This is a genomic window from Stenotrophomonas sp. YJH_SMC_133, from assembly GCF_059370655.1.
On sequence record NZ_JCAFTW010000013.1, the window covers coordinates 21,762 to 43,728 of the forward strand.

Sequence of the window (21,967 nt, forward strand, 5' to 3'; positions counted from 1 at the left end):
CCATTCCCCTGAAGGGGACGCCACCGACCCATGTGTCCAACAGAGTAAATCTAATGACCGAATCATTTGCCGAACTGTTTGAAGCCAGCCAGGCCAACCTGGCCAAGCTGAAGCCGGGCGCCATCGTCAGCGGTACCGTTGTTGAAGTCCGCGGCGACGTCGTGGTGATCAACGCTGGCCTGAAGTCCGAAGGCATCGTGCCGATCGAACAGTTCCGTAACGACGCTGGCGAAATCGACGTCGCCGAAGGCGACATCGTCAAGGTCGCCCTCGACTCGATCGAGAACGGCTTCGGCGAAACCGTCCTGTCGCGCGAGAAGGCCAAGCGCGCGATGGTGTGGGACGAGCTGGAAGAAGCGTTGGAAAAGAACGAAACCATCACCGGCCGCATCAGCGGCAAGGTCAAGGGTGGTTTCACCGTGGACATCAAGGATGTCCGCGCCTTCCTGCCGGGTTCCCTGGTCGATGTGCGCCCGGTGCGCGATCCGGCCTACCTGGAAGGCAAGGAACTCGAGTTCAAGCTCATCAAGCTGGACCGCAAGCGTAACAACGTCGTGGTCTCGCGCCGCGCTGTCGTCGAAAGCGAGCACTCGGAAGAGCGCGAGCAGCTGATGGACAAGCTGCAGGAAGGCGCGATCCTGAAGGGTGTCGTCAAGAACCTGACCGATTACGGCGCGTTCGTGGACCTGGGCGGCATCGACGGCCTGCTGCACATCACCGACATGGCGTGGAAGCGCGTGCGTCACCCGTCGGAAGTCGTGAACGTCGGCGACGAGCTGGACGTCCGCGTGCTGAAGTTCGACCGCGAGCGCAACCGCGTTTCGCTGGGCCTGAAGCAGCTGGGCGAGGATCCGTGGGACAACATCGGCCGTCGTTACCCGGCCAACAGCCGCGTCTTCGGCAAGGTCTCCAACGTCACCGATTACGGTGCGTTCGTTGAGATCGAGCCGGGCGTCGAAGGCCTGGTGCACGTCTCCGAGATGGATTGGACCAACAAGAACGTCAACCCGTCCAAGGTTGTGCAGGTTGGTGACGAAGTCGAAGTGATGGTGCTGGACGTCGATGAAGAGCGTCGCCGTATCTCGCTGGGCATGAAGCAGGTTGCCGCCAATCCGTGGGAAACCTTCGCTGCCACCCACAAGAAGGGTGACAAGGTGTCGGGCCAGATCAAGTCGATCACCGACTTCGGCATCTTCATCGGCCTGGACGGCGGCATCGACGGCCTGGTCCACCTGTCCGACATCAGCTGGAACACCACCGGCGAAGACGTCGTTCGCAACTTCAAGAAGGGCGATACCCTGGACGCCGTCGTCCTGGCTGTCGATCCGGAGCGCGAGCGCATCTCCCTGGGCGTGAAGCAGCTGGAGCAGGATCCGTTCGGCCAGTACATGGCTGCCAATCCGAAGGGCTCCAAGGTCGAAGGCGTGGTGAAGGAAGTCGACGCCAAGGGCGCGATCATCGAGCTGGCTGACGGCATCGAGGGTTACGTTTCGGCTCGCGACATCGCCAACGAGCGCGTTGACGACGCCACCCAGCACCTGAAGGTCGGCGACAAGATCGAAGCCAAGTTCGTGGGCATGGACCGCAAGGGCCGCACCCTGCAGCTGTCGATCAAGGCCAAGGACGACGCGGAAATGCGCGAAGTGCTGGAGGAATACCAGTCCTCTTCGGCTTCCAGCGGCACCACCCAGCTGGGCGCGCTGCTGCGTGCACAGCTGAACGGCAACAAGTCCGAGTAATCGGCCTTACGCTGTTTGTTGTTTCCTGGACGGCCCGGGCTTCTGCCCGGGCCGTTTCAGGCTGAGATGCCCCTGATGTGAGCCGGTGATGACCAAATCCGAACTGATCGAAATCCTTGCGCGCCGCCAGGCGCACCTGAAGGCCGATGATGTCGATCTGGCGGTGAAGTCGTTGCTGGAAATGATGGGCGGATCGCTGTCCGCCGGGGATCGCATCGAAATCCGTGGTTTTGGCAGCTTCTCGCTGCACTATCGTCCGCCGCGCCTGGGTCGCAACCCGAAGACCGGCGAATCGGTTGCCCTGCCGGGCAAGCACGTCCCCCATTTCAAGCCGGGCAAGGAACTGCGCGAGCGGGTCAGCAGTGTGCTGCCGCTGGACGCCGATCCGGCCTGAGCCCCGTCGCGCCACCGCGTGCGAATCCAGCCGCGGGTCGGATAAGCTACGGACTCCTGCCACTGGAGCTGTCGCATGAAGGTCTTTCGTCTGCTGGTCCTGCTGGCGGTCCTGATCCTTGGGCTGATCATTGGTGCGGTCAACATGACCGCGATGTCGATCAACCTGCTTTTCACTCAATTGCACACCTCGGTGGGCGTGGCGCTGATCGCTGCACTGCTGGTGGGTGTCGTGGTCGGTGCCGGCCTGGTACTGGTGAGCGTGGTCATTCCGCTCTACAGCCAGCTGCGCCGTGCCAACAAGTCCGTGGCGGCAACGCCGGCCGCGGGTGTTTCCCCCCAATCTTTTGATGGACGCTGATCGAAGATGGATTTCGTCACCGAGTGGCTTTGGTTTTTCCTGTTCGTTCCGCTGGCCGCACTGGCCGGGTGGGTGATCGGCCGGCGCGGTGGCCAGCGCCACGGTGACAACCAGGTCAGCCGCCTGTCCAGCACCTACTTCCGTGGCCTGAACTACCTGCTCAACGAGCAGCCGGACAAGGCCATCGAACTGTTCCTGCACATCGCCGAGCTGGACAAGGAAACCTTCGAGACCCAGGTCGCGCTGGGCCACCTGTTCCGCCGCCGCGGTGAAGTCGACCGCGCCATCCGCCTGCACCAGGGGCTGGTCAACCGCCACGACCTGAGCGACGCGCAGCGCGTGCAGGCCCTGCTGGCGCTGGGCGAGGACTACATGAAGTCCGGCCTGCTGGACCGCGCAGAGACCGTGTTCACCGAGCTGGCACAGCTCGACCAGCGCGCCCCGCAGGCGCTCAAGCACCTGATCGGCATCTATCAGGCCGAGCGTGACTGGGAAAAGGCGATCGACAACGCCACCCGCTTCGAAGACGTCACCGGCGAGCCGATGGGCAAGCTGATCGGGCAGTTCGAATGCGAACTGGCTGAACGCTTCCGCGGTGCCGGCAAGCTGGAAGAGGCGAGGGCGGCGATCGCCCGCGCCTACCAGGCCGACGCCATGTCGGTGCGCGCCGGCATCATCGAAGGTCGCCTCGAGACGGATGCGGGCAACGCTGAAGCCGCGGTGCGTGCATTCGAACGTGCCGCGCGCAACGACCCCGAGTACCTGCCCGAGCTGCTGCCGGCGTTGATGGAAAACTATCGCAAGGTCGGCGACCTGGGCGGCGCACGTGCGTTCCTGTCGGAAATGACCGAGCACTACCGTGGCATCGCCCCGGTGCTGGCCCTGACCCGGCTGATGGAAGAGCAGGAGGGCGTGGCTCCGGCCCGAGCCTACCTTGGCCGCCAGCTCAAGGATCGTCCGTCGGTGCGTGGCGAATCGGCGCTGATCGACCTGACCCTGGCCGAGGGCGCCGATTCCACAGCGACCCTGCATGACCTCAAGCACATCACCGACCAGCTGCTGGTGCGCAATCCCGCTTATCGCTGCACCCGTTGCGGGTTCGGTGCACGTACCCACCATTGGCAGTGCCCGAGCTGCAAGGAATGGGGCACGGTCAAGCCACTGCTGAACTACGCGGTGCTCTGATCCATGCCGTGGCTCGTGATGGGCGCGCTGCTGGGGCTGGCCCTGCTGAGTGCGGGGTTGACCTGGGCGGCACGGGGTTATGCCCTGCGCCAGCAACTGCTGGACCAGCCCGGCGAGCGTCGCAGCCATAGCGTGGCAACGCCGCGCGGTGGTGGCATCGCCATCGTCATCAGCCTGCTGGTCACCGCCGGTGCAGCGATGTGGGTCTGGCCTGAATCGACACCGAGCCTGCTGGTGGCCAGCCTGGGCCTGGTGCTGGTGGCGGGCATCGGCTGGTGGGACGACCACCGGCCGTTGCCGGCCATGCGCCGCCTGCTGGTGCACTTCATTGCCGCCGCGCTGCTGGCCGCCCTGGTCAAGGTGCATGGTGGAAGCTGGTTGCTGGCCGGGCTGGTGCTGGTATTCACCGCCTCGTTGATCAACATCTGGAACTTCATGGATGGCATCAACGGTATTGCCGCCAGCCAGGCCATTGTTGTTGCGCTGGGCCTGGCGCCGGTGCTGCCCTGGCCGTATTCGCTGGCCGCGGTGGCGCTGGGCCTGGCCTGCCTGGGCTTCCTGCCGTTCAATTTCCCGCGGGCCCGGATCTTCATGGGTGATGTCGGAAGTGGCGCGCTGGGCTATGCAGTCGCCGTCGTCCTGGCAATCGCTGCGGTGCGTACCGATATCAACTGGATCCTGCTGCTGGTGCCGGCTTCGGCGTTCCTCGTGGACGCGGGCTTCACACTGGCGGCGCGCATCATCTCCGGACAACGCTGGATGGAACCCCATACCCAGCACGTCTACCAGCGGGCGGTGCAGGCAGGAGCCAGCCACGCCCAGGTGACAGGGATGTACTTTGCTTTGGGCCTGTTCAGTATTACAGTGCTTAATGTCTGCTCCAATTTGCAGCCGAGGTGGGAGGCTGTCCTGGCGGTCGCGTGGTTTCTCGCGCTGAGCGTCCTCTGGATCCTCCTGCGCAATGGATTGCGTCACCGACAAGGAAATACCTGACTTATGGCTTCACCCTGGCGGGACAGAATCCTCGGCCTGATGCCGCGTTCGGCCATCGTCTGCCACGACCTGTTCATGGTCTGGGCATGCTGGCAGCTGCTCCACGCCGGGCGGTACTCGATCCTCCCCAACGCGCCTTCGCTTCCGCTCTGGAATGTCGACACCACCCTGGTGCTGCTGCTGCAGGGCCTGGTGTTCTGGCGCGTGGGCCTGTATCGCGGGCTGTGGCGTTTCGCCAGCGTCAGCGACCTGCTGAACATCTTCAAGGCCAGCTTCATCGGCCTGGTCGGCATCGTGCTGGTGCTGATGTGGAAGCGTTTCGACGGCGTGCCGATGTCGGTGCTGGTGATCTATCCGTTCGCGCTGTCGGCGCTGCTGGGCGCCCCGCGCCTGCTGTACCGGGCCTGGAAGGATTACCAGGCACTGCAGTCGGATTCGAGCGCGCGCCGCGTGCTGATCCTCGGTGCGGGGCAAGCCGCCGAGACGCTGGTCCGCGATCTGCGCCGCTCCGGCAACTTCGAACCGGTCGGCCTGCTGGACGACGCACCGCACCTGCGCGGCGCCAAGCTGCAGGGCCTGCCGATCCTGGGCAGCCTCGATGATGCCCCGGCGGTGGTCCGCGAGACTGCGGCCAAGTTGCTGGTGATCGCCATGCCCTCGCTGGATGCCGCAGGCATGCAGCGGGTGGTCGCCATCTGCGAAAGCACCGGCGTGCCGTTCCGCACCGTGCCAAAGCTGAGCGACATCCTGCAGGGGCAGTCGCTGCCCGGCCAACTGAAGGAAGTGGCGATCGAGGATCTGCTCGGCCGCAAGCCGATCACCCCGGACTGGAACCTGATCCGTGGCTGGTTGGGCGGTCGCACCGTGATGGTGACCGGTGCCGGTGGCTCGATCGGCTCGGAGCTGTGCCGCCAGTGCGCGCGCCACGGTGCCGGCCGCATCATCCTGCTGGAGATCAGCGAACTGCTGCTGCTGACCATCGAGGGTGAGCTGCGTCGCAGCTTCCCCGATATCGAGATCGAAGCGGTGCTGGGCGACTGTGGCGATCCTGCGGTGATCCGCCATGCGCTGTCGCTGCATCCGGTCGACACCGCGTTCCATGCCGCAGCGTACAAGCATGTACCGGTGCTGGAACGGCAGCTGCGCGAAGCTGTGCGCAACAACATCCTGGCGACCGAGAACGTGGCCCGCGCCTGCCTGGAAGCGCGCGTCGAGCATTTCGTGTTCATCTCCACCGACAAGGCGGTCGATCCGGTCAACGCGCTGGGTGCCAGCAAGCGCTATGCCGAGATGATCTGCCAGAGCCTGGACCAGAAGTCCACGCACACCCGTTTCGTTACCGTGCGCTTCGGCAACGTGCTGGCCTCGGCCGGCAGCGTGGTGCCGCTGTTCCGCGAGCAGATCCTGCGCGGTGGTCCGGTCACGGTCACCGATCCGGAAGTCACCCGCTACTTCATGACCATCCCCGAGGCCTGCCAGTTGATCCTGCAGGCCGCGGCCTCGGCCTCGCACGGTGCGATCTACACGCTCGACATGGGCGAGCCGGTGCCGATCCGGCTGCTGGCCGAGCAGATGATCCGTCTGGCGGGCAAGCAGCCGTACAAGGATGTGCAGATCATCTATACCGGCCTGCGTCCGGGCGAGAAGCTGCACGAGACGCTGTTCTATTCGGATGAGGACTACCGCGCAACCGCGCATCCGAAGGTCCTCGAGGCCGGCGTGCGCATGTTCTCGCGCGATCTGGTGCTGGGCAACGTCCCGCGCCTGCGCGAGGCGGTGTGCAGCTACGACACCGAAACCATCAAGGAAGTCCTGTTCGCGACGATGCCCGAGTTCTCGCCAATCGAACAGGATGCTTACATTTCATCCGCTAAAGTCGTGCCCTTTCCCGCACGCGAGGCCAACAGGCACCAATGAGCAAGCGAATTCGCAAAGCAGTTTTCCCCGTAGCGGGTTTGGGGACGCGTTTTTTGCCAGCAACCAAGACCGTGCCGAAGGAGATGCTGCCGATCATTGACCGGCCGCTGATCCAGTACGCAGTGGACGAAGCAATCGAGGCCGGCTGTGACACGCTGGTGTTCATCACCAACCGCTACAAGCACGCGGTCGCCGACTACTTCGACAAGGCCTACGAGCTGGAGCAGAAGCTCGAGCGCGCCGGCAAGCAGGAGCAGCTGGAGCTGATCCGTCACGTGCTGCCCAATGGCGTGCGCGCGATCTTCGTGACCCAGGCCGAGGCGCTGGGCCTGGGCCATGCGGTGCTGTGTGCCAAGGCCGTGATCGGTGACGAGCCGTTCGCGGTGCTGCTGCCGGACGACCTGATCTGGAACCGCGGCGACAGTGCGCTGAAGCAGATGGCCGATCTCAACGAAGCCAGCGGCGCCAGCGTCATTGCCGTTGAAGATGTGCCGCACGACAAGACCGCCAGTTACGGCATCGTCGCGACCGAGGCCTTCGATGGCCGCAAGGGCCGTATTTCGCAGATCGTGGAGAAGCCGAAGCCGGAGGACGCGCCGAGCGACCTGGCCGTGGTCGGCCGCTACGTGCTGAGCCCGAAGATCTTCGAGCTGCTGGAGCAGACCGGCAGCGGTGCCGGCGGCGAGATCCAGCTGACCGATGCGATCGCGCAGCTGCTGAAGACCGAAGAGGTGGATGCCTACCGTTTCGAGGGCACTCGTTTCGACTGCGGTACGCACCTGGGGCTGGTGGAAGCGACGATCCGCTTCGCGCTGGACAACCCGAAGCTGGCAGGGCCGGCGCGGGAGAAGCTGACGGCGATGTTGGCGGAATAAGGTTTATCAAGCGCTCCGTTCGCGGCGCCTTGATTGATACGTGGTGGGCGGTACGGGTGGGCCTTTGCAGGACACGCCGTAAACCCATCCATGGGGGCTCGATGGCGCCATCCATGGCGCCAACGGTCCTGCAAAGGCCCACCCGTCCCGCCTGCCAAGTTTCCTGCGGGCGCGGACGGGAAGGGCGGAATCAAGGGCGGGAGCACAAGCAAAAAAGGCAGCCATAGGCTGCCTTTTCTGCTTGTTGGGGTCAGATCCCTTTGCGCAGCAAAGGGCTCTGACCCCAGCTTTTGACCTTGCTTTTGCTAAACCCTCCGCCGCGCGGAATGTTGGGTGGCGCGGGTGGGTGAGGCTGACCGGGACTGTCAGCGGCATGGGCCAGGCGCATGCGCCTGGCGGGTTGGGCAGGGCGCCCAACCCCGGCCTTGCTGCGTGCGCAGGATTGCGCACGCTAGCAAGCCGCTGCCAAGCCCCCATGGGTGAGGGCGCTTTGCTTGCGAAGCACTGCTTCGCAAGCGCCCGAACGCACAGCCGCCAGCGGCTGGGCCGGTCTGGGGGTTCACGGCGTGTCCCGGGCAGCCTCACCCACCCGGGCCCCACAGCCAACCAACAATCAGCCGGCAACGCCTTGATCCTTACAGCGCCTCGAAAATACCCGCTGCGCCCATGCCGGTGCCGATGCACATCGTCACCATGCCGTACTTCTGCTGGCGACGACGCAGGCCGTGCAGCAGGGTGGCGGTACGGATCGCGCCGGTCGCACCCAGCGGGTGGCCCAGGGCAATCGCGCCACCCAGCGGGTTCACCTTGCTCGGGTCCAGGCCGCAATCGCGGATCACCGCCAGCGACTGCGCGGCGAACGCTTCGTTGAGCTCGATCCAATCCAGCTGGTCCTGGGTCAGGCCGGCCTGCTTCAGTGCCTTCGGGATCGCGGCGATCGGGCCGATGCCCATCACTTCCGGGCGCACGCCGGCCACCGAGAAGCTGACGAAACGGGCCAGCGGGGTCAGGCCGTAGTCCTTGATCGCCTGTTCCGAGGCCAGCAGCACGGCACCGGCGCCGTCGCTCATCTGCGACGAGTTACCGGCGGTGACGGTGCCGCCGAACTGGCCGTTGCGGAACACCGGGCGCAGCTTGGCCAGGCCTTCAGCCGAGGAATCCGGGCGCGGGCCTTCGTCGGTGTCGGCGATCTTGTTGCGGGTGATGATGCGCTGGCCGTCGGCCAGGTCCGGCAGGTGCGAGACGATCTCGTACGGGCTGATCTCGTCCTTGAACTCGCCGTTCTGGATCGCGGCCATGGCCTTCTGGTGCGAGGCGAGGGCGAAGGCATCCTGGTCTTCGCGCGAGACCTTCCACTCTTCGGCCACCTTCTCGGCAGTGATGCCCATGCCGTAGGCGATGGCCACGTGGTCGTTGTCGAACACGCTCGGCGCCATCGCGATCTTGTTGCCCATCATCGGCACCATCGACATCGACTCGGTGCCGCCGGCCAGCATCAGGTCGGCATTGCCCAGGCGGATCGCGTCGGCGGCCTGCGCCACGGCCTGCAGGCCGGAGGAGCAGAAGCGGTTCACGGTCTGTGCGGCAATGGTGTTGGGCAGGCCGGCCAGCAGCACGCCGATGCGCGCCACGTTCATGCCCTGCTCGGCTTCCGGCATGGCGCAGCCGATGATCGCGTCATCGATGCGGTTGACGTCCACGCCCGGGGCCTGGGCGACGACGCTGCGCAGCACGTGCGCAAGCATGTCGTCGGGACGGGTGTTGCGGAACATGCCCTTGGGCGCCTTGCCGACCGGGGTGCGGGTGGCGGAGACGATGTAGGCGTCCTGGATTTGCTTGGTCATTGCAGTGATCTCTCGAATTTTTTAGCCGGGGTGCCGACCAACGGTCGGCACCCACCAGAGGCAGAGGAGTGCCAACCAGGGGTCGGCACCCGCCATCAATCAGTTACGCAGCGGCTTGCCGGTCTTCAGCATGTGCGCGATGCGGGCCTGGGTCTTCTCCTGCTGGGCCAGTTCGACGAAGTGCTTGCGCTCCAGGGTCAGCAGCCACTCTTCGTCCACCAGGGTGCCGCGGTCGACCTTGCCACCGCACAGCACGGTGGCGATGCGTTCGGCGATCTCGTAGTCGTACGGGCTGATGAAACGGCCTTCCAGCATGTTGACCAGCATCATCTTGAAGGTGGCGATGCCCACGTCACCGGCCACCTGGATGCGGCGTGCCGGCAGCGGCGGACGGTAGCCCGCTTCGGCCAGTGCACGGGCTTCGGCCTTGGCGATGTGCAGGGCCTCGTAGCTGTTGAACACCACCTTGTCGGTACTGCGCAGCAGGCCCAGTTCCTTGGCGTTGACCGCCGAGTTGGACACCTTGGCCATCGCCACGGTCTCGAAGGTCTTCTTCAGTTCGGCGAACACGTCACCGCCCGGGCCCGCGGCCTGAGAGGCACGCACGGCCAGTTCCTTCAGGCCGCCACCGGCCGGCAGCAGGCCGACACCGGCCTCGACCAGGCCGATGTAGCTTTCCAGGAAGGCCACGGTCTTGGCGCTGTGCATCTGGAACTCGCAGCCGCCGCCCAGGGCCAGGCCACGCACCGCTGCCACCACCGGCACCAGCGAGTACTTGATGCGCTGGCTGGTGCGCTGGAAGTTGGCGACCATTTCCTCGAACTGGTCGACCTTGCCGGCCTGCAGCAGGCCCAGTGCACCGGCCAGGTCGGCACCGGCGGAGAAGGGTTCCTTCTGCTGCCAGATCACCAGGCCCTGGAAGTCCTTCTCGGCGCGGCTCACGCATTCCTGCAGGCCGTCCAGCACCTGGTCGGACACGGTGTTCATCTTGGTCTTGAAGCTGACCACGGCGATGCCATCACCGTCGTGCCACATGCGCAGGCCGTCGTTCTCGAACACGGTCTCGCCCGGCGCGAACTTCTCGCCCAGCAGCGGATCCGGGAAACGCTGGCGCTGGTACACCGGCAGCGACGAGCGCGGCAGCTTGGCGTTGCGCGACGGGCTGTAGCTGCCCTCGGCGGCGTGCACGCCGTCGCGGCCGTCGAAGACCCAATCCGGCAGCGGGGCATTGCTCATGCTCTTGCCGGCGACGATGTCATCGGCGATCCACTGCGCCACCTGCTTCCAGCCGGCGGCCTGCCAGGTTTCGAACGGGCCCAGCGACCAGCCGTAGCCCCAGCGGATGGCCAGGTCGACATCGCGCGCGGTCTCGGCAATGTCGGCCAGGTGGTAGGCGCTGTAGTGGAACAGGTCGCGGAAGGTCGCCCACAGGAACTGCGCCTGCGGGTGCTGGCTCTCGCGCAGCTTGGCGAACTTCTCGGCCGGGTTCTTGATCTTCAGGATCTCGACCACTTCCGGTGCGGCGGTGCGGTCGGCCGGACGGTAGTCCTGCTTCTCCAGGTCCAGCACGACGATGTCCTTGCCGACCTTGCGGAAGATGCCGGCGCCGGTCTTCTGGCCCAGCGCGCCCTTGGAAATCAGCGCGTCCAGCCACTTCGGCGACTTGAAGAATTCATGCCACGGGTCATTCGGCAGGGTGTCGCCCATGGTCTTGATGACGTGGGCCATGGTGTCCAGGCCGACCACGTCGGAGGTGCGGTAGGTGGCCGACTTCGGGCGGCCGACCAGCGGGCCGGTCAGGCCGTCCACTTCATCGAAGCCCAGGCCGAACTGCTGGGTGTGGTGGATGGTGGACAGGATCGAGAACACGCCGATGCGGTTGCCGATGAAGTTCGGGGTGTCCTTGGCGTACACCACGCCCTTGCCCAGGGTGGTGACCAGGAATGCTTCCAGGCCCTCCAGCACGGCGGCATCGGTGGTGGTGGCCGGGATCAGCTCGGCCAGGTGCATGTAGCGCGGCGGGTTGAAGAAGTGCACGCCGCAGAAGCGGTGGCGCAGCTGCTCGGGCAGCACGTCGGCCAGCTTGTTGATGCCCAGGCCCGAGGTGTTGGAGGCCAGCACCGCGTGGTCGGCCACGAACGGGGCGATCTTCTTGTACAGGTCCTGCTTCCAGTCCATGCGCTCGGCGATGGCCTCGATGATCAGGTCGCAGTCCTTCAGCTGCTCCAGGCCGGACTCGTAGTTGGCCGGGGTGATGGCTTCGGCCAGCGACTTGCTGGCCAGCGGCGCCGGGCTCAGCTTGCCCAGGTTGGCGATCGCCTTCAGCACGATGCCGTCGGCCGGACCTTCCTTGGCAGGCAGGTCGAACAGCACGGTGTCGACGCCAGCGTTGGTGAGGTGGGCGGCGATCTGGGCACCCATGACGCCGGCACCCAGCACGGCGGCGCGGCGGACTAGCAGGGAATTGGACATGGTGTAGGGCCTTTGTTGGTCAGCAGTTACTGGGTGGAATCAAAGGGAAGCGGGCAGGGCGCTGGCGCGTGCGGCGGCGCGGAACCCGGCTTCGGCGAAATGGATCAGTTCGTGGGCGGCATGGGCACGATGCGCCGCTTCGGTGACACCGGCGGGACGCTTGATCAGCCCGAAGTCGGCCATCGCATAGGTCAGCGAGCCGGCCAGGAAGTCGAGGCGCCAGTACAGCTCCTCCTTGCTCAGGTCCGGCACGCACTCGCCGATGGCCTTGCCGAACGCACGCAGCACGTGGCCGTAGTGGTCGGACAGGAACTTGCGCAGGTTGTCGTTCTTCTCGGCGTAGGCGCGGGCGATCACGCGCACGAAGGCGCCGCCGTTCTGGCGCTCCTGGGCCAGCGCCAGGGCCGGCTCGACGAAGGCAGCCAGCACCGGGCGCAGTTCACCCGGGTGTTCGGCGCGGGCGCGCTCGAGCTGCGACAGGCGGGCACCGGTCATCTCGTCCATGCGGCGGCGGAACACCTCGTTGACCAGGTTTTCCTTGGAGCCGAAGTGGTAGTTGACCGCGGCGATGTTGACGTCGGCCTGGCTGGTCACCTGGCGCAGCGAGGTGCCGGCGAAGCCGTGCTGGGCGAACAGCTCCTCGGCCGCGCCGAGGATCCGGTCCTTGGTCGAGAAGTGGGCGGGCTTGGCCATCGGTGGGCGGACCTTAATCAAACGATTGTTTGATACTAGGACCAGACGGTACCGTATGGCATTTTGCAGTGCAGCAAAATCGGCCGACCCGGTCAGATTTCACTCAGGTCGGTGAATGGGGTAGTGCCGGCCGCTGGCCGGCAGCCCCGAGGTTGAAGGGCGCCCAATGCCGGCCAGCGGCCGGCACTACCATGCCGCCGCATTATCTTTTACAATTCGCCTACGTTTATCAGGCTAAGCCCGCGTCCCGACGCGGGTTTTTTTCATGTTACCCTTCGGGCCATCAGCGGCCCGATTCCATTGGAGACATCCCATGGCGCTGGAGCGCACCCTTTCGATCATCAAGCCGGACGCCGTTGCCAAGAACGTCATCGGCGAAATCTACGCCCGCTTCGAGAAGGCCGGCCTGAAGGTCGTGGCCGCCAAGTACAAGCAGCTGTCGCGTCGTGAAGCCGAAGGCTTCTACGCCGTGCACCGCGAGCGTCCGTTCTTCAACGCGCTGGTCGAGTTCATGATCTCCGGCCCGGTGATGATCCAGGCCCTGGAAGGCGAGAACGCCGTCCTGGCCCACCGCGACCTGCTGGGCGCCACCAACCCGAAGGAAGCCGCGCCGGGCACCATCCGCGCCGACTTCGCCGAATCCATCGATGCCAACGCCGCCCACGGCTCGGACTCGGTCGAGAATGCCGCGATTGAGATCGCCTACTTCTTCGCCGCCACCGAAGTCGTTTCGCGCTGAGAGTAATGCCGTGAACGAGGTCGTACAGTCCCCCGCCATCCAGCCGCTGCCGAAGTCGGCACCCACGGCTGGCAAGCAGAACCTGCTCGACCTCGATCGCGCGGGCCTGGAGAAGTTCTTCGTCGAGGTTCTCGGCGAAAAGAAGTTCCGTGCCCATCAGGTGATGAAGTGGATCCACCATCGCTACGTCACCGACTTCGATGAAATGACCGACCTCGGCAAGGTCCTGCGCGCCAAGCTGCAGGCCCATGCCGAGGTGCTGGTTCCCAACATCGTGTTCGACAAGCCCTCCGCCGACGGCACCCACAAGTGGCTGCTGGCGATGGGCGTGGATGGCAAGAACGCCATCGAGACCGTGTACATCCCGGACAAGACCCGCGGCACGCTGTGCGTGTCCTCGCAGGTCGGTTGCGGCCTGAACTGCACGTTCTGCTCCACTGCTACCCAGGGCTTCAACCGCAACCTGACCACCGCCGAGATCATCGGCCAGGTGTGGGTTGCCGCGCGCCACCTGGGCAACGTCCCGCACCAGATGCGCCGCCTCACCAACGTGGTGATGATGGGCATGGGCGAGCCGCTGATGAATTTCGACAACGTCGTGCGCGCCATGAGCGTGATGCGCGACGACCTTGGCTACGGCCTGGCCAACAAGCGCGTGACCCTGTCGACCTCCGGCCTGGTGCCGCAGATCGACCGCCTGTCTGCCGAAAGTGACGTGTCGCTGGCGGTGTCGCTGCATGCGCCGAACGACGCGCTGCGCGAGACCCTGGTGCCGCTCAACAAGAAGTACCCGATCGCCGAGCTGATGGCCTCGTGCGCACGCTACCTGCGCGCCAACAAGCGCCGCGAATCGGTCACCTTCGAATACACCCTGATGAAGGGCATCAACGACAAGCCCGAGCATGCCCGCGAGCTGGCACGCCTCATGCGCCAGTTCGACAACGCGGTGCAGGCCAAGGATTCGGGCAAGGTCAACCTGATCCCCTTCAACCCGTTCCCGGGTACCCGCTACGAGCGTTCGGAAGAGGCGCACATCCGCGCCTTCCAGAAGATCCTGCTCGACAGCAACGTGCTGACCATGGTCCGGCGTACCCGTGGCGACGACATCGACGCCGCCTGTGGCCAGCTCAAGGGCCAGGTGATGGACCGCACCCGCCGCCAGGCGGAGTTCAACAAGACGCTGCAGGCGGGGAAGGGGAGCGATGCCGCGGCCTGACCGCCTCTGGCTGGTTCTGCTCGCAGGCACGCTGGCCCTCGCGGTCGGCGGCTGCAAATCCCATCCCAAGGCCAAGCTTGGCCCGAGCGAGGCGCCGGTCTACTCCGTCCGTGATCCGGAAGGGGTGCGGCAGCAGGTGCGCTGGCAGGAGTTGCTGACCCTGGCCGGTCGCGACATCCAGGGCGGCAATCTCGATGCTGCCGAGCGCAAGGCGCGCGAAGCCCAGAAGCTGGTGCCGACGGCCCCCGACGGCCTGGTCCTGCTTGCGGGCATCGACGAGCGTCGCGGTCGCAGCCAGCAGGCCGGCGAGAACTTCCGCAAGGCTGCCGAGCTGGCGCCGCAACGTGGCGACGTGCTCAACAACTATGGTGCCTGGCTCTGCCAGCAGGGCCAGGCGGCCGAATCGCTGGTGTGGTTCGATCGTGCCCAGCGGGCGCCGGGCAATCCCGCCGTCGCCGAAGCGCAGTCCAATGCCGGCAGCTGTGCGCTGGATGCAGGCCAGTTCGAGCGTGCCGAGCGCGACCTGCGCGCGGCGCTGTCGGCGCTGCCGGGAAACCCGGTCGCGCTGGAGGCCATGGCCCAGCTCAGCTTCCGCCAGGGCCGCTACATGGAGGCCCGGGCCTTCGCCGAACGTAGGATTGCGGCTGCACCCGCAACGCGTTCCGTGTTACAACTTGCGTCTCAAATCGAAGCGCGGCTGGGTGATCGGGCGGCATCTGACCGCTATCTTCAGCGCATTCGACAGGAATTTCCGCAGGAAGCGGGCTCCTAACTCCAGGGTTGATGCATTGTGATTGATGACCAGACTGTGAGCGCTCTCGAGACTGCGGCCGGCTGCGGCACCCGCCTGCGCCAGGCCCGTGAAGCGGCCGGACTGACCCTTGAGGATGTCGGCTCGCGCCTGCGCATGCCGGTCCAGGTGGTCAGGTCGCTGGAGGAAGAGCAGTGGCAGAAGCTGGGCGCGCCCGTCTTCGTGCGCGGCCAGTTGCGCAGCTACGCGCGCCTGCTCGACGTCGATGTGAGCCAGCTGCTGGAGCAGGCCCAGGTGGGTCCTGTCGTGCCGCCCACCCTGGTCAGCCATACCCATACCCCGCGTGCGCGCCGCATTGCCGAGAATCTCGGCCGGCGCGTGCTGTACGTCGGCATCACCGCCGTGCTGGCCGTGCCGGTGTGGTTCGCCACCCGCGGCCATTTCGATGGCAGTGCCACGTCGCCGAACACGGCCTCGCTGGACGCAATCCCGGCCGCTGTGCCGGTGGCCCCGTCCGCTGCGGGTGTCGAGCCGGCAGCCCCGGCTGAAGTCGCGAGTGCCCCGGCCAGCAAGCCGGCCGCAACCCCGTATGTCGCTTCGCTGTCCCCGGTGCCGCGTTCGGCACCCGCTGCGCCCGCAGCCGCCAATACGCTGGAGATGCAGTTCAGCGGCGACAGCTGGGTCGATATCGGTGGTCCGGACGGCGCCACGGTCGAAAAGGCGCTGATCAAGTCCGGCGAGAGCCGCAGCTTCACGCCGGGCCAGGTGACCCGGGTGACCCTGGGCAACGCCTCGGCGGTCCAGGTTCAGCAGAACGGCGCTATCGTCGATCTGACCCCCTACCAGCGAGCCAACGTGGCACGCTTTCAGGTATCCTCTGAAGGCTCCGTAGTCCCGGTTTCGCACTGAGGCGCGGTTTCACCACCTTCGATTAAACCCAATGGTCCCTCCCGATGGGCGGGGCGAGAGTACGCATGGCGATCGACGATCTGCTCGACGAGCACGAACAAAGTGAACGCGTCCGCAGCTGGCTGCGGAAGAATGGCGCCAGCATCCTCGGTGGCGTAGCCATCGCGATCGGTGCCATTGCCGGCTGGCAGTGGTACCAGAAGGATCAGGGCGGCAAGCTGGCCTCGGCCAACGTGGAATACCAGAAGGCCCTGGTCGGTCTTCAGCAGAACAAGCTCGACGACGCTGCCAAGGCAGTGAAGGCGCTCGAAGCGGGCCCGTCCAGCATCTATGGCGACCTCGCGGCGCTGCAGCTGGCCAAGGCCCAGGTCGACGCCGGCAAGAACGAAGAAGCGCTGGCCACCCTGCGCGCCGTGAAGGTCGAAAGCGACCTGCAGCGCGTGGTCGACCAGCGTGTGGCCCGCCTGCTGGTGGCCACCGGCAAGAGCGACGAGGCGATCAAGCTGCTGGGCAGCGCCACCGACAGCAGCAGCCTGGAAATCCATGGCGATGCGCTGATGGCGCAGGGCAAGCGCGATGACGCCCGCGCACAGTACGAGAAGGCGCTGAAGTCGCTTGACGTGGCAGCGCCGCAGCGGCGCCTGCTGGAAACCAAGGTTATGGATGCCGGCGGCACGGTCGCCGCCCCTGCGGAGTCGGTTTGATGAGTCAGAAGGTCATGATCACCCGCGTCGCCACCGTGCTCCTGATGGGCATGGCCCTGACCGGCTGCAGCACCATGAAGGGCTGGTTCGCCGGCAAGGACGCGGCGGCGAAGAAGGCCCAGGAGCCGGCTGAGCTGGTCAAGTTCGAGCCGAGCGTGAAGGTCAACAAGATCTGGTCGGTCAACCTTGGCAAGGGTGAGCGCCGCATCGGCGTGCGCCAGGGCCCGGCCGTGGCCAACGGCCATGTGTTCGCTGCGGCGATCACCGGTGGCGTGCACGCCATCGACCTGCAGACCGGCAAGAAGGTCTGGACCTGGGAGCCGCAGAAGGAAAAGAAGAAGCCGAAGCTGCGCCTGTCCGGTGGCCCGGGTGTCGGTGAGAACCTGGTCGTGATCGGCACGCTGGATGGCCAGGTCATTGCCCTGGACATCAACGATGGCAGCGAGAAGTGGCGCGCCCGTGTTCCGGGTGAGGTCATTGCCGCGCCGGCCGTGGCCCAAGGCCTGGTGTTCGTGCGCAGCAACGACGGCCGCGTCACCGCGTTCGATGCCGGCAACGGTACGCAGAAGTGGTTCAACCCGAGCGAACTGCCAGCGCTGACCGTGCGCGGCAACGCGCCGGTGGTCACCGGTCCGGGCGTGTTGTTCATCGGCAAGGACGAAGGCGCGGTTGCCGCGCTGGCCATGCAGGATGGGCGTACCCTGTGGGAACAGAACCTTGGCAACGGCGAAGGCCGTACCGAGCTGGACCGCATGGCCGATGTCGACGGTGCCCCGGTGCTGGAGGGCAACACCCTCTTCGTGAGCAGCTTCAAGAACCAGGCCATGGCCATCGAAGGCCCGACCGGTCGCCCGCTGTGGGCGCGTGACCATGGCGGTGCAGGTGGCGTGGCGGTGTCGTCGGGCAATGTGTTCGTCACCGACAACAAGGGTGGCGTGTTCGGCCTGGACAAGGCGACCGGCGCTGCCATGTGGTCGCAGACCGAGCTGGCGCGTCGTTCGCTGACCGGCCCGGCGCTGCACGGTGATTACGTGGTCGTCGGCGACTACAAGGGATACGTGCACTGGTTGAAGACCTCCGATGGTGCGATGGCGGCACGGGCGAAGAGCGGCGGTGACGCCCTGCTGGCCCAGCCGGTCGTCGTCGACGGGGTGCTGCTGGTGCAGAACGTGGATGGCAAGCTGACCGCCTTCCGGTTGGCAAATTAAAAATTGGAGTAATCGCGATGCTGCCTTTGGTCGCCCTGGTTGGACGGCCGAATGTCGGCAAGTCGACTATTTTCAATGCGCTTACGCGCACCCGCGACGCGCTGGTCCATGACCAGCCTGGCGTCACCCGTGACCGCAACTACGGCGTCTGCCGCCTCGACGAGGACAACCATTTCCTCGTCGTGGATACCGGCGGTATTGCCGGGGAAGACGAAGGCCTGGCGGGTGCCACCACGCGCCAGGCCCGGGCTGCGGCGGCCGAAGCCGATCTGATCCTGTTCGTCGTCGACGCCCGCGAGGGCACCTCGGCGCTGGACGACGAGATCCTGGCCTGGCTGCGCAAGCTGTCGCGCCCGACGCTGCTGCTGATCAACAAGATCGACGGCACCGACGAGGACAGCGTGCGTTCGGAGTTCGCCCGTTACGGCTTCGGCGAGATGCTGACCGTGTCGGCTGCACACCGCCAGGGCCTGGACGACCTGCTTGACGAAGTGATCCAGCGCCTGCCGGAAGAAGGCAGCGGCGAAGAACTGGACAACGATCCGAACCGTATCCGCATCGCCTTCGTCGGACGTCCGAACGTGGGCAAGTCGACCCTGGTCAACCGCATCCTCGGCGAGGAGCGCATGATCGCCTCCGACGTGCCGGGCACCACCCGCGACTCGATCGCGGTGGACCTGGAGCGCGATGGACGTGAGTACCGGCTGATCGATACCGCCGGCCTGCGCCGCCGTTCGCGCGTGGACGAGGTCGTCGAGAAGTTTTCGGTGGTCAAGACCATGCAGTCGATCGAGCAGTGCCAGGTCGCCGTGCTGATGCTGGACGCCACCGAAGGCGTGACCGACCAGGACGCCACCGTGCTCGGTGCCGTGCTCGACGCCGGCCGCGCGCTGGTGATCGCCATCAACAAGTGGGATGGCCTGACCGAGTACCAGCGCGAACAGGCTGAAACCATGCTGTCGCTGAAGCTGGGCTTCGTGCCGTGGGCCGAATCGGTGCGCATTTCGGCCAAGCACGGCTCGGGCCTGCGCGAGCTGTTCCGTGCGGTGCACCGCGCGCACGAATCGGCGAACAAGACCTTCACCACCAGCGAAGTGAACAAGGCGCTGGAAGTGGCGTACGAGACCAATCCGCCGCCGACCATCCGCGGCCACGTCTCCAAGCTGCGCTACGTGCACCCGGCCGGCGCAAACCCGCCGACCTTCATCGTGCACGGTACGCGCCTGAAGGAACTGCAGGAGTCGTACAAGCGCTACCTGGAGAACTTCTTCCGCAAGCGCTTCAAGCTGATCGGTACGCCGGTGAGCTTCATCTTCCGCGAGGGCACCAACCCGTACGAGGGCAAGAAGAACGTCCTCACCGAGCGGCAGGTCAAGGCCAAGCGGCGCTTGATGAAGCACGTCAAGGGCAAGTGATTCACGGGAAGGCGGCCGCAGGGCCGCCTTTCTTGTCTGTGGTAGTGCCGGCCGCTGGCCGGCAACCCGATGATGCCTGGCGTGTTCACGAGGTCGCCGGCCAGCGGCCGGCACTACCTCTACGTCTACAGTCCTCGATCATGGCGAACTGTTGCGACGAGCGCGGCAATGCGGCAACGCGCATGGGGCACTGCGGGGCGCGGCCATCATCGATTCGGGCAGCTGCGCCTGCCCCGTGAGGCTTGCCCAGACCAGGGTGGTACCCAGTACCCCTGCCAGGTACGCCACCGACACTGCGCCGATCACCAGGCCCGCGGCATGCTCCAGCCACGGAAGCAATCGGCAACACCCCTGTGCCCAGCGTGGGTGGCTGCCGAGCCAGGCCATCAGCAGGCCGAGCGACAGCGCGACGCCGCCCAGGCAGGCCACGTAGGCGGCCTTTGTATCCATGTCGGCAACGAGGCCGCTGACCAGGGCTGCAACCGCGAACTGCAGCGTCCAGTTGTTGATGCTGGCGAGCGCCAACAGGCATCCAGCCTCGGCGTGCGGCCAACGGGAGCGGGCCTTCAGGCCCCGGGGCATCTGCAGGGAAAGCGGAGAGAAGGAGGTCAGCCCGGCGTCGCGCAGGCACATGCCCGCCAGGCGCAGCAGCAGCAGGCAGCCCGCGCACTCCATCGCCAGCGTCCACAGGCCGCGGTTTCCCAGCATGCCCGCCGCAACGAAGGCCGTGGCGCAGATGGTGCCCGTACCGATGGCGATACCGAACGATGCGGCCATGGCGGCGCGCCCGCCAGCGCCCATCGCGGTGCGCAGGATCTTCGCGTGATTCGACGCAGGCAGGAGCAGGGCGAAGCCGTACAGCACCGCGACGATGAAGAACTGCTGCACGAAAACCTGCCACCAAACTACAGAAAGTGCCGAGTGTGGGCTGCGCTGGACGCACCGTATTGAACGCTATTGCGACAGGCGCGAATTACCGGCATCAGCCCAGCCACAGCGACACGGCGATCCATAGCGCCAGCGCAATCATCAGGAGCCCTGCGGCCCGTTCCAGCCAGGGCAGGGCACGCGCGAATCGACCCAGCACCCACGGGTGGCCAACCAGCGCGGCAACCAGCAGATCCCATAGCAGGACGATGCCGAACATCCACGCGCCATAGAAGAACTTCGTTGCGGCGCTGGCCTGCGGACCGTTGAGCATCGCCGCCAGCGTTGCGTAGAACAGCGCATTCTTCGGGTTCAGCAGCGCAGACAGGGCACCCAGCCCTGCCGCCCTCCACCATCCGTGGGCACCACCCGCTCGCGATCCGGCGGCAGCTTCAGGTGCCTGCAACGTCGTCGAACCCGCATGGCGCAGGAACAGCGTGCCGAGGTACAGCAGGAACCCGCAGCCCGCCAACTGCACCGCAATGAACCCTGCGCTGCCTGCGCGCAGCATGGCCGTTCCGGTGAAAGCGGCCACGATGAAGACGCCATTGCCGACGGCGATGCCTGCGCAGGCGCCACTGGCGGTGCGCCATCCCGAGGTGATCGCGGTGCGTGCAACGAGGAAGAAGTCGGGGCCGGGTGAGAGCAGGGCGAGAAAATGTACGGTGGCGATGACCAGGAACTGTTCCATCGGGTCCGGCGGCGGCTGGCTGGGGCGCCAGTCTGGGGATGCGCCGCGCGATGGTATTGAACGTTATTGCAGGCTCAGCGCCGGTACTGGCCCGGGGTCGCACCGGCGTGGGCCTTGAAGACCCGCTGGAAATGGCTCTGGTCGGCAAAACCCAGCGCATGCGCGACCACGGCCAGTGCCTGCCCTTCGCACAGCCGCCGGCGGGCCTCCTGGATGCGTTGGTCGATCTGCCAGGCGTGCGGTGTCAGGCCCGTGGCGCGTCGGAAGGCGCGGATCAGCTGGTAGCGGCTCATGCCTGCCAGCGATGCCAGCTCCTGCAGGGCCGGGGTGTGTTCGAGCCGCTGGCGCAGGACGTCCATCACCGGCTGCAAGCGCTGCTGTAACGCGGCATCTTCAAGCGGGCCGGCGACGGCTACACCATCGTGTTCATCCAGATCGCCGACGAACGCGATCAGGGCCGCTTCCTTGACGCTTACCGGATCGTCGGAGAACAGCGTCTCGTTGAGCTGGCAGTACTGCTGGTAGCGCGGGCGATGGTTGGAAATCCGGATCGGTTCCTGCTGCCAGTCGGGTTCGGGCAGGTCGTCATACTCGGCGCGGACCTCGGCCATCCAGCGCGGGTCCAGATGCAGCATCTGGTAGCTCCAGACCTGGCCGGGCAGGGGGTTGCAGGCGTGCACGCGGCCTGCGGGCACGCCGACCAGACTGCCGGGCTGCAGCAGACGCGGCCCTTTCGCGGCGCCGGTGAACAGGCTGCTGCCGGCGTCCACGGCGCCGATCGAGAAGGTGTCATGGCTGTGCGGGCGATGGCAGGCGCGGCTGTCGCACGCCCGTCGGCTTTCGACGAAGGGCATGCGCGGGTCACGCCAGAATTCGGTGGCAGAGCGCATGCAGCGGTTCCGGGATGCAGGGGGCAACGCCCGCATGGTGCCATG

At 66.0% G+C, this 21,967-nt stretch carries 20 protein-coding genes; 14 read left to right on the forward strand and 6 right to left on the reverse strand.

Going from position 1 to position 21,967, the window contains the following annotated elements; all coding sequences use genetic code 11:
- The first annotated feature begins 53 nt into the window (after positions 1-53).
- From rpsA to galU, 7 genes are all read left to right on the forward strand, one after another.
- Positions 54-1,739, forward strand: a complete 1,686-nt coding sequence (rpsA, locus tag AC5P78_RS17750; protein ID WP_005409285.1) for a 30S ribosomal protein S1 — start codon at positions 54-56, stop codon at positions 1,737-1,739.
- An 88-nt stretch (positions 1,740-1,827) separates the two neighbouring features.
- Positions 1,828-2,133: an integration host factor subunit beta gene (locus AC5P78_RS17755; protein WP_005409286.1), complete on the forward strand. Its 306-nt coding sequence runs from the start codon at positions 1,828-1,830 to the stop codon at positions 2,131-2,133.
- A 75-nt stretch (positions 2,134-2,208) separates the two neighbouring features.
- Positions 2,209-2,493 carry a lipopolysaccharide assembly protein LapA domain-containing protein gene (locus AC5P78_RS17760; RefSeq protein WP_005409287.1) on the forward strand — a complete coding sequence of 95 codons (285 nt, stop codon included), beginning with the start codon at positions 2,209-2,211 and terminating at the stop codon, positions 2,491-2,493.
- A 6-nt stretch (positions 2,494-2,499) separates the two neighbouring features.
- The gene (gene lapB / locus AC5P78_RS17765) at positions 2,500-3,678 is read left to right on the forward strand and encodes a lipopolysaccharide assembly protein LapB (protein ID WP_049428020.1); all 1,179 of its coding nucleotides are present in this window, start codon (positions 2,500-2,502) and stop codon (positions 3,676-3,678) included.
- 3 nt (positions 3,679-3,681) lie between these two features.
- Positions 3,682-4,671 (forward strand): MraY family glycosyltransferase, encoded by a 990-nt coding sequence (locus AC5P78_RS17770; protein ID WP_049397758.1) that lies wholly within the window; start codon positions 3,682-3,684, stop codon positions 4,669-4,671.
- A 3-nt stretch (positions 4,672-4,674) separates the two neighbouring features.
- Positions 4,675-6,588: a polysaccharide biosynthesis protein gene (locus AC5P78_RS17775; RefSeq protein ID WP_005413043.1), complete on the forward strand. Its 1,914-nt coding sequence runs from the start codon at positions 4,675-4,677 to the stop codon at positions 6,586-6,588.
- Positions 6,585-7,463, forward strand: a complete 879-nt coding sequence (gene galU, locus AC5P78_RS17780) for a UTP--glucose-1-phosphate uridylyltransferase GalU (RefSeq protein ID WP_005409291.1) — start codon at positions 6,585-6,587, stop codon at positions 7,461-7,463. Before AC5P78_RS17775 ends, galU begins: the two co-directional genes overlap by 4 nt.
- A 635-nt stretch (positions 7,464-8,098) precedes the next feature.
- Here the strand turns inward: galU and AC5P78_RS17785 are convergent.
- The 3 genes from AC5P78_RS17785 to AC5P78_RS17795 all read right to left on the reverse strand — a co-directional run bounded on the left by AC5P78_RS17785 (position 8,099) and on the right by AC5P78_RS17795 (position 12,472).
- On the reverse strand, positions 8,099-9,307 hold the full coding sequence (locus AC5P78_RS17785) for an acetyl-CoA C-acyltransferase (protein ID WP_065183247.1): 1,209 nt from the start codon (positions 9,305-9,307) through the stop codon (positions 8,099-8,101).
- Between the two features lie 99 nt (positions 9,308-9,406).
- Complete coding sequence (locus AC5P78_RS17790) at positions 9,407-11,779, reverse strand: 3-hydroxyacyl-CoA dehydrogenase/enoyl-CoA hydratase family protein (protein ID WP_010484579.1); 2,373 nt, start codon at positions 11,777-11,779, stop codon at positions 9,407-9,409.
- A 39-nt stretch (positions 11,780-11,818) separates the two neighbouring features.
- Positions 11,819-12,472, reverse strand: coding sequence for a TetR/AcrR family transcriptional regulator (locus AC5P78_RS17795; RefSeq protein WP_183153909.1), 654 nt, complete (start codon positions 12,470-12,472; stop codon positions 11,819-11,821).
- Between the two features lie 313 nt (positions 12,473-12,785).
- Between AC5P78_RS17795 and ndk the strand changes: the two genes are divergently transcribed.
- From ndk to der, 7 genes are all read left to right on the forward strand, one after another.
- Entirely contained in the window at positions 12,786-13,211 is a 426-nt protein-coding gene (gene ndk, locus AC5P78_RS17800; protein ID WP_005409295.1) for a nucleoside-diphosphate kinase, read from the forward strand.
- A 10-nt stretch (positions 13,212-13,221) separates the two neighbouring features.
- Positions 13,222-14,427, forward strand: coding sequence for a dual-specificity RNA methyltransferase RlmN (gene rlmN / locus AC5P78_RS17805; RefSeq protein ID WP_005409296.1), 1,206 nt, complete (start codon positions 13,222-13,224; stop codon positions 14,425-14,427).
- A complete protein-coding gene (locus tag AC5P78_RS17810; protein ID WP_005409297.1) occupies positions 14,414-15,199 on the forward strand; it encodes a tetratricopeptide repeat protein in 786 nt (261 codons plus the stop codon). The genes rlmN and AC5P78_RS17810 overlap by 14 nt, the downstream gene beginning before the upstream one ends.
- A gap of 18 nt (positions 15,200-15,217) precedes the next feature.
- On the forward strand, positions 15,218-16,087 hold the full coding sequence (locus tag AC5P78_RS17815) for a RodZ domain-containing protein (protein ID WP_197584634.1): 870 nt from the start codon (positions 15,218-15,220) through the stop codon (positions 16,085-16,087).
- Positions 16,088-16,152: 65 nt separating this feature from the next.
- Positions 16,153-16,791 carry a YfgM family protein gene (locus AC5P78_RS17820; protein ID WP_005409299.1) on the forward strand — a complete coding sequence of 213 codons (639 nt, stop codon included), beginning with the start codon at positions 16,153-16,155 and terminating at the stop codon, positions 16,789-16,791.
- Positions 16,791-17,999 carry an outer membrane protein assembly factor BamB gene (bamB, locus tag AC5P78_RS17825; RefSeq protein ID WP_495217309.1) on the forward strand — a complete coding sequence of 403 codons (1,209 nt, stop codon included), beginning with the start codon at positions 16,791-16,793 and terminating at the stop codon, positions 17,997-17,999. The genes AC5P78_RS17820 and bamB overlap by 1 nt, the downstream gene beginning before the upstream one ends.
- Positions 18,000-18,016: 17 nt before the next feature.
- The gene (gene der, locus AC5P78_RS17830) at positions 18,017-19,414 is read left to right on the forward strand and encodes a ribosome biogenesis GTPase Der (protein ID WP_012479950.1); all 1,398 of its coding nucleotides are present in this window, start codon (positions 18,017-18,019) and stop codon (positions 19,412-19,414) included.
- A 138-nt stretch (positions 19,415-19,552) separates the two neighbouring features.
- Here the strand turns inward: der and AC5P78_RS17835 are convergent, their stop codons facing one another.
- From AC5P78_RS17835 to AC5P78_RS17845, 3 genes are all read right to left on the reverse strand, one after another.
- Positions 19,553-20,302, reverse strand: a complete 750-nt coding sequence (locus AC5P78_RS17835) for a lysine transporter LysE (RefSeq protein WP_165710366.1) — start codon at positions 20,300-20,302, stop codon at positions 19,553-19,555.
- A gap of 94 nt (positions 20,303-20,396) precedes the next feature.
- Positions 20,397-21,032, reverse strand: a complete 636-nt coding sequence (locus AC5P78_RS17840) for a LysE family translocator (RefSeq protein WP_414498619.1) — start codon at positions 21,030-21,032, stop codon at positions 20,397-20,399.
- Between the two features lie 74 nt (positions 21,033-21,106).
- A complete protein-coding gene (locus AC5P78_RS17845; RefSeq protein ID WP_024956137.1) occupies positions 21,107-21,922 on the reverse strand; it encodes a helix-turn-helix domain-containing protein in 816 nt (271 codons plus the stop codon).
- Positions 21,923-21,967 lie beyond the last annotated feature (45 nt).

Coding starts and splice junctions, on each gene's coding strand:
- rpsA (WP_005409285.1), top strand. CDS start 54: ATGACCGAATCATTTGCCGAACTGTTTGAAGCCAGCCAGGCCAACCTG.
- AC5P78_RS17755 (WP_005409286.1), top strand. CDS start 1,828: ATGACCAAATCCGAACTGATCGAAATCCTTGCGCGCCGCCAGGCGCAC.
- AC5P78_RS17760 (WP_005409287.1), top strand. CDS start 2,209: ATGAAGGTCTTTCGTCTGCTGGTCCTGCTGGCGGTCCTGATCCTTGGG.
- lapB (WP_049428020.1), top strand. CDS start 2,500: ATGGATTTCGTCACCGAGTGGCTTTGGTTTTTCCTGTTCGTTCCGCTG.
- AC5P78_RS17770 (WP_049397758.1), top strand. CDS start 3,682: ATGCCGTGGCTCGTGATGGGCGCGCTGCTGGGGCTGGCCCTGCTGAGT.
- AC5P78_RS17775 (WP_005413043.1), top strand. CDS start 4,675: ATGGCTTCACCCTGGCGGGACAGAATCCTCGGCCTGATGCCGCGTTCG.
- galU (WP_005409291.1), top strand. CDS start 6,585: ATGAGCAAGCGAATTCGCAAAGCAGTTTTCCCCGTAGCGGGTTTGGGG.
- AC5P78_RS17785 (WP_065183247.1), bottom strand. CDS start 9,307: ATGACCAAGCAAATCCAGGACGCCTACATCGTCTCCGCCACCCGCACC.
- AC5P78_RS17790 (WP_010484579.1), bottom strand. CDS start 11,779: ATGTCCAATTCCCTGCTAGTCCGCCGCGCCGCCGTGCTGGGTGCCGGC.
- AC5P78_RS17795 (WP_183153909.1), bottom strand. CDS start 12,472: ATGGCCAAGCCCGCCCACTTCTCGACCAAGGACCGGATCCTCGGCGCG.
- ndk (WP_005409295.1), top strand. CDS start 12,786: ATGGCGCTGGAGCGCACCCTTTCGATCATCAAGCCGGACGCCGTTGCC.
- AC5P78_RS17810 (WP_005409297.1), top strand. CDS start 14,414: ATGCCGCGGCCTGACCGCCTCTGGCTGGTTCTGCTCGCAGGCACGCTG.
- AC5P78_RS17820 (WP_005409299.1), top strand. CDS start 16,153: ATGGCGATCGACGATCTGCTCGACGAGCACGAACAAAGTGAACGCGTC.
- bamB (WP_495217309.1), top strand. CDS start 16,791: ATGAGTCAGAAGGTCATGATCACCCGCGTCGCCACCGTGCTCCTGATG.
- der (WP_012479950.1), top strand. CDS start 18,017: ATGCTGCCTTTGGTCGCCCTGGTTGGACGGCCGAATGTCGGCAAGTCG.
- AC5P78_RS17840 (WP_414498619.1), bottom strand. CDS start 21,032: ATGGAACAGTTCCTGGTCATCGCCACCGTACATTTTCTCGCCCTGCTC.
- AC5P78_RS17845 (WP_024956137.1), bottom strand. CDS start 21,922: ATGCGCTCTGCCACCGAATTCTGGCGTGACCCGCGCATGCCCTTCGTC.